This is a genomic window from Granulicatella sp. 572.rep1_STHE (assembly GCF_001073445.1).
GTDB lineage: Bacteria > Bacillota > Bacilli > Lactobacillales > Aerococcaceae > Granulicatella > Granulicatella adiacens.
Map to the genome: position 1 here is coordinate 1 of NZ_JVBO01000025.1, position 7,013 is coordinate 7,013.

7 protein-coding genes and 1 other annotated feature are annotated in these 7,013 nt (G+C 39.3%); of the genes, 6 read left to right on the top strand and 1 reads right to left on the bottom strand.

The window, feature by feature from the left end; translation table 11 throughout:
• Positions 1-180: IS3 family transposase (locus ADH99_RS06230; protein ID WP_049555927.1), on the top strand; the 180-nt coding region annotated here is incomplete at its 5' end.
• 65 nt (positions 181-245) lie between these two features.
• On the opposite strand, the gene tehB is transcribed toward ADH99_RS06230, so the two are convergent.
• Positions 246-1,112, bottom strand: coding sequence for an SAM-dependent methyltransferase TehB (tehB, locus tag ADH99_RS06235; RefSeq protein ID WP_049554581.1), 867 nt, complete (start codon positions 1,110-1,112; stop codon positions 246-248).
• 156 nt (positions 1,113-1,268) lie between these two features.
• Positions 1,269-1,512: a binding site (T-box leader), on the top strand.
• Between the two features lie 55 nt (positions 1,513-1,567).
• Between tehB and ADH99_RS06240 the strand changes: the two genes are divergently transcribed.
• From ADH99_RS06240 to ADH99_RS06265, 5 genes are all read left to right on the top strand, one after another.
• Complete coding sequence (locus ADH99_RS06240) at positions 1,568-2,614, top strand: methionine ABC transporter ATP-binding protein (protein WP_049554582.1); 1,047 nt, start codon at positions 1,568-1,570, stop codon at positions 2,612-2,614.
• 1 nt (position 2,615) lies between these two features.
• On the top strand, positions 2,616-3,311 hold the full coding sequence (locus ADH99_RS06245; RefSeq protein ID WP_049554583.1) for a methionine ABC transporter permease: 696 nt from the start codon (positions 2,616-2,618) through the stop codon (positions 3,309-3,311).
• A gap of 425 nt (positions 3,312-3,736) precedes the next feature.
• Positions 3,737-4,600, top strand: a complete 864-nt coding sequence (locus ADH99_RS06255; protein ID WP_049554585.1) for a MetQ/NlpA family ABC transporter substrate-binding protein — start codon at positions 3,737-3,739, stop codon at positions 4,598-4,600.
• A 481-nt stretch (positions 4,601-5,081) separates the two neighbouring features.
• A complete protein-coding gene (locus ADH99_RS06260) occupies positions 5,082-6,248 on the top strand; it encodes a M20 metallopeptidase family protein (RefSeq protein ID WP_049554586.1) in 1,167 nt (388 codons plus the stop codon).
• Positions 6,249-6,398: 150 nt separating this feature from the next.
• On the top strand, positions 6,399-7,013 hold a 615-nt coding region (locus tag ADH99_RS06265), incomplete at its 3' end, for a hypothetical protein (protein WP_049555928.1).

A 7,013-nucleotide genomic window follows, 5' to 3' on the forward strand; every position in this document is an offset into this window, starting at 1 on the left:
TTTTTCGCCAGAATGAAGAACGAGATGTTCTATGGTTTTGAAATGGAATATTCTACCTTTAAGAAATTTCAAACGGCTGTGGAAGAATATATAGATTATTACAATAACAAAAGAATTCAAGAAAAAACAAAATGGATGTCCCCTGTTCAATACAGGGAAACATCCATGCGTTCAGCTTAATTTAATAATGTGTCCAGGATTCTGGGTACATATCATTTCCAGCCTCTTTTGTTTGGATTAGAATATTATTTTGGTTTTTGAGCAAGCATCGTTACAAAGCGCATCCGAATCCGATTTCCATGTTCATCCAATTTGTGTAATTGTCCAAAGTCTTCATTATGTTTATGGAAAGTCCAATCTTTGTAATACTCTTTGAGTTCACCCGCCGCAAAGGTCTTTGGAAAATTCACGGGACAAGGGGCATCTTCGGTAGACATTGCTGCGACAATGAGATTATATCCGCCAGGGGCCGTATGAGATTGCATATTTTCAATGACATCTGGAATGCTATCGGGATTTAGAAACATTAAAACCACAGTGGAAATGATGGCGTTATAGAGACCACCAGGAATATCTGCACTTTCAATATTATAAGGTTCCACGTGAATAGCTAGCCCTTCCTCTTCGGCAATTTGTTGGAGATGAGCTAAACTCATGGTTTGGATATCTAATGCGGTAACCTCAAAGCCTTTTTTGGCTAAATAGAGACTATTTCTGCCTTGACCACTACCAAGATCTAGAATCGGTCCCTTTTCAAATTTCGGAGCAGCTTCAATGACTTCCGAATGGGTTCTTGTTAAGTCGTATTTCTTAGAAAAATAATCTTCTGGAGTACAATAGAAAGTTAAATAGCATCTTAAGTCGTCGCTAGCAGGGGAGACCCGGTGCCAAGCTTGAGGTTCAACAAAAGGAATGTCGGATTCTTTTGTAAACAGATGCTCAGTAAGCACTTGTCCTTCTTCATCGAGTTCATAAAAAGTGAGGGCTCCTTCTAGAATGGTTAAGCGCGCCCAAGTTCCCACTTTTGTATTATGCATTTTTTGAAATGGTGCTGGTAAAGTACTAGCCGTCCAAATAGGCATTGTTTTATATGGGATTAAATCGAGGCTCATAAATAGTCTCCTTTCACTAATGATATAGTTATTGTACTAAAAAAAGAGGCGTTGAAAAACTAAAGAGATTCTTGTTATAGCTAACAGTTATAACCAGCAATAGAAAAGCGATAATTGACTAGAATACGAATTGTTGCTATCCTAGTTTCATGCTTATAACGCACGGTGATAAGGAGAGTAGAAGTGAATCCTTTTTAGAGAGTCTCGGTTTGGTGAAAAGAGATATTGGTTGAAACTTTGAAGATGGCCTTTGAGTGTTAATTGTCGAATCATTAGACGATTACGGGAAAGCCCGATACAGCTTCTCGTTAAACAGGTGTCCTGTTTAACAGATGGAGATAGGATTTGTGAGAATGCTATGAACAAAGGTGGTAACACGGGAATTTGACTCGTCCTTTTGCTAACTCATGTTAGTAGGAGGACGATTTTTGTTTGCTTAAAAGAAAGGAGAACACATGATTAAATTAGAGAACATTGACGTTACTTTTAAACAAGGTGTAAAAGTAGTCAATGCAGTAAAAAATGTATCTTTGCATGTGGAGCCAGGAGATATTTATGGGATTATCGGATATAGTGGTGCTGGTAAAAGTACTCTAGTGCGAACGATTAATCTTCTCCAACGGCCTACCAAAGGGAATGTGGTGGTGAACGGTGTTAATTTACTAAAGTTGAAACCAAAAGGACTACGTGCAGCTCGTAAGAAAATTGGGATGATTTTCCAACATTTCAATTTGATGAATACTTTATCGGTATTTGACAATGTGGCTTTTCCATTAAAAAAATCAGGGAAAACCAAATCAGAAATTGAACAAAAAGTACTATCCTTATTAGAATTAGTAGGTTTAGAAGATAAGGTCAATAGTTATCCTCGTCAGCTTTCTGGGGGGCAAAAACAACGTGTCGCGATTGCCAGAGCGTTAGCCAATGACCCAGATGTATTGCTCTGTGATGAAGCAACGAGTGCGCTAGATCCTAAAACAACTTATTCGATTTTGGAATTATTGCAGAAAGTAAATGTTCAATTAGGCATTACAATTGTTATTATCACGCATGAGATGCAAGTTGTAAAAGAAATTTGTAATAAAGTAGCGGTCATGGAAGAGGGCGAAGTGATTGAAAAAGGAAGCGTTCTTGAAATCTTTACAAACCCGGAACGCGACTTAACAAAAGACTTCATCGATACAGCGACTCATATTAACCAAGGAATTGAAACGGTGCTTTCACATGAACAGTTATTGAATCTACAAGAAGGCGACTACTTAGTGAAAATTTCATTTGTAGGAGCTTCAACTGGAGAGCCATTAATTACAAAACTATCGACTCAATTCCAAGTGGCAGCTAATATCTTGTTTGCCAATGTTGAGATTATTCAAGATACACCAGTAGGAACGCTATTAGTGGGACTATCTGGAGAAAAATCTGGGATTGAAAATGCACTTTCTTACATCAAAGAACAAGGTGTTTCAGTTGATGTCTTAGAAGAGTCAAAGGGAGGTGCTTAGGATGAATGTATTAGAATTGATAGATTTTAAATCTTGGTTTCCAAATATTGATGCCAGAGTTTGGGAAGAAATTATAAAAGCAACGATTGATACGTTAATAATGGTAGGAATTTCTGGTTTAATTGCTGGGGTTTTAGGGATTGCCTTAGGTGTGACATTAGTAGTGACACGTGAGGGGAATATCCTTGGAAACAAATTTGTCTATTTAATACTAGATAAAATCGTGAATATTTTCCGTTCGATACCATTTATTATTTTAGCGATGTTATTAATTCCATTTACTCGCTTTATTATCGGAACAACCATTGGTATTCCAGGGGCAATCGTCCCTCTAGTCGTCGCGACTGTACCATTCTTCTCTCGTCAGGTGCAACTAGCATTAACAGAAGTAGATAAAGGAGTTATTGAAGCGAGCGTTGCGATGGGATGTACACCACTTGAAATTATTTTCAGAGTGTACTTAAAAGAAGGACTACCAAGTCTAATTCGAGCAGGATCATTAACAATCATTAGTTTAATCGGACTAACGACTATGGCCGGAGCGTTTGGTGCCGGTGGGATTGGTAACGTAGCTATTTCCAGAGGATACAGTCGATTCCAAGGAGACGTTATCGTCGTATCGACACTTATCATGCTTATCGTAGTATTTATCACCCAAGCAATCGGTGACTATTTAGAGAAAAAAGCCACGAAATAACAGGATACGAGACATCGCGTTCAGAAATGGAACGTTGGACCGGAACAACGTAAACGGTCTATCAGACCGTGCGGATGTTTCGGGAAACGCACGCCATTTCTGCGATGGCGAGTTCAACTACACAGGATACGAGGGCGAACGCTCAGGGCCGAACCATTGGACTGATATGACGCAAGGGACTCGGAACGAGTCGTGCGGACATATCAGGAAATGGACGTCGGCTCTGTGAGCCCGAGTTCAACTACAACAGGATGTGAGGGCGAGTGGTCAGCTTTCGACCCTTTACCGAAATTAATGCAAGCGTCTGATAAGGACGTGCGGATAATTGTCGGAAAGGAACGCGAAAGCTACGAGCCTGAACTCAACTACCCAGGATGCGACCAATCGCACCCAAAAAATAAACTAACTCAAAAGGGGAAAATAAAATGAACATTAAAAAATTATTTGTAGCTGCAGCGGCAGCATTAACTTTAGCAGCATGTGGAGCTGCTCAATCATCTAACTCAGGAAGCAATGCTTCAACAGAAGCAAAAAAAGAAGTGAAACAAGTAAAATTAGGAGTTAACGCTGGTAACCACGATGTTTGGGATGACGTTATTGCTCGCTTGAAAGAAAAAGAAGGTATTGAAGTTGAATTAGTAGAATTCACTGACTACGTACAACCAAACCAAGCACTAGAAAATGGGAATGTTGATTTGAACTCTTTCCAAACAATTATTTACTTAGAAAACTTCAACAAAGAACAAGGAACACACATCAAACCAATCGGCTACACTGTAATTGCTCCAATGGGTGTTTACTCTAAGAAAATTAAAAACGTAAGTGAATTAAAAGATGGCGATACAATTGCTATTCCTGAAGATACTTCAAACAACTCACGTGCATTACGTTTACTACACGCAGCTGGCGTTATTAAATTAAAAGATCCTAACAATACTTTAGCAACTAAAGATGACATTGTTGAAAATCCTAAAAACATCCAAATCAAAGAATTACCAGCTGGACAAACAGCTCGTGCTTTAGATGATGTTGCTGCTTCATTAATCAATAATGGTTTCGCTGTAGAAGCTGGATTCCAACCAACAAAAGATTCTATCTTCATCGAACAAATTACTGATTCTTCACAACCTTACTACAACGTAATCGCTGTTAAAGAAGGTAACGAAAACAATGAAGTCTACAAAAAAATCGTAGAATACTACCAATCACCAGAAACTGCTAAGAAAATTGAAGAAGTTTCAAAAGGTGCGAACGTACCAGTTTGGGAAAAAGCTAAATTAAACAACTAGGATGTGAGACATCGCGCTCAGAAATGGAACGTTGGACTGGAACGCCGTAAGGGACTCGGAACGAGTCGTGCGGACATATCAGGAAATGGACGTCGGTCCTGTGAGCCCGAGCTCAACTACACAGGATGTGAGGGCGAACGCTCAGGCCTGAAACACTGGACCAGAATAACGCAAAGGGCTGCTTGCAGTCGTGCGGATATTCTGGGAAGTGGACGTCAGGGCTGTGAGCCCGAACTCGACTACTAGGATGTGAGAAAAAGCGTTAAGAAACGAATCGCTGGAGACAAATAACGCAAAGGACTGCTTGCAGTCGTGCGGATATTTGTCGAAGTGGACGTCGTTTCTGCCTTTTCGAGCTCAACTATTAAGTTGTGAGAAAAGCAAAATGTAACTTATATGTTACATTTCGAAAAATAAAATGAGGGAGAGGCGTGCTTAGCATGCCTCTTTATTCAATATTCAATGAAAGAAGGAAAATAAAATGAGTGCTATTCAAGAAAAAGCGTCTAAATTACAAGAGTATCTCGTAAAAACGAGAAGACATCTACATGAAAATCCTGAATCAAGCTTAAAAGAATTTGAGACTGCAGCTTTTATTCAAAAGGAACTTACTTCATTTGGGGTACCGTTTGAAAAAGTTGGTGAGACGGGAACCTTAGCTATCATTAAAGGTGGTAAAGGAGACGGAAGAACAGTGTTGCTTCGTGCCGATATCGATGCTTTAGAACTTCCTGATTGCACCGAAAAACCGTATGCTTCAAAACGACCAGGATTGAACCATGCTTGTGGACATGATGCACATACAGCAATGGGACTAGGAACAGCTAAATTGTTGAACGACATCAAAGACACCTTTTCTGGAACGGTAAAAATTGCCTTTCAACCGGCTGAAGAAATTGGTGCAGGAGCAAAACAATTCGTGGCATCAGGTCAAATCGACGATATCGATGAGTCATTTGCGATTCATGTGAATTCGAGTTTACCAGTTGGTACGTTTGCCGTTCAAGGAGGTCCAGTAAATGCTTCATGTGATATTTTTAAAATTAAAATTACTGGTAAAAGTGCTCATGTAGGACGTCCTCATTTAGGGCATGATGCTTTGGTAACGGCAAGCGAGATAGTGGTAGCACTTCAAACAATCGTTGCGAGAGAAATAAATCCAGGAGATCGTGCAGTTGTTGGGATTGGAAAACTAAATGCAGGAACTCGTTATAATATTGTTGCGAATGATGCTGAACTGGAAGGGACGATTCGAGCGTTTAGTCATGAAACAAGAGCTCATTTGAAAGAGGCTGTTACACGTATTGCGCGTGGGGTAGCCGAAATGAATCGTTGTGCATTTGAAATTGATTGGTATGATGCTGCTGCACCTGTGATTAATACTCCAGAATTAGCGTTGGAATTTCAAAAAGCGGTCTCAGAAGTAGAAGGAATTCATCAAGTTTTGAAGGAATACGATATGTCAATGGGAGCCGATGATTTTGCAGATTATCTAGTTGATAAACCAGGTGTCTATGGTCTTTTAGGGTCTAGTTCAAGTGAAGAAAGTTCATTTGGACATCATCATGAAAAATTTGATATCGATGAGAGCATCCTATCTGTAGGTGTTTCTTGTGAGGTAAATTATATTTTACAACGGTTGTCCTAAGAACAATTTACAAAACGATTGGAGTATCTTGTATAAAGTAGAAGTAGTTTTCATAGAAAAAACTAACTTTCTTAAGTTCTAAGCATTGTTTTTGAAAAGTTAGTGATGTATAATGCAAAAAGACTGAAATATAATTGGAGTGAAATATATATGGGTAAGAAAAAATTAATTTTGGCGGGAATTGTCTCAGCAGGAGTATTGGGAACAGCTGTAGTAACGAATTTGCCTAGCATTTTTGCTGAAGCAAGTGAAGAAACTACTCAAGCTGCAGAAACGACACAAAGTGATGCCGGTGCACAAAAAGCAAATCCGACTGCTGAAGAAAAATTAGCCCAAAAACTTGAAGAGTTGAAAAAACAAAAAGAAGAAGTTGAAGAATTAGTGGCTGAAGTAAATGATGCCGTTGATAAAGCAACTCAAAAACTAGAACAAGCAAAAGAAGAGTTAGAACAAGCAAAAGCAGAAGGAAAACCTCAAAGCGAAATCACTGCATTAGAAGAAAAAGTGAAAGAAGCTCAAACAGACTACGATGACACAGTCGCTCAAGCAGAGTCAGATTTAGCTGGTTTCCAAAAAGAAATGGAAGACATTGATAAAGAAGTTGCGAAAGTTGAAGAAGAGCTGAAGAAATTAGATCCTCAAGCTAATACAACAACACAAGCACCAACGACAGAAGCTACAACAGCTGTGACAACACAAGCACCAACGACAGAAGCTACAACAGTTGCGACAACACAAGCACCAACGACAGAAGCTACAACAGTT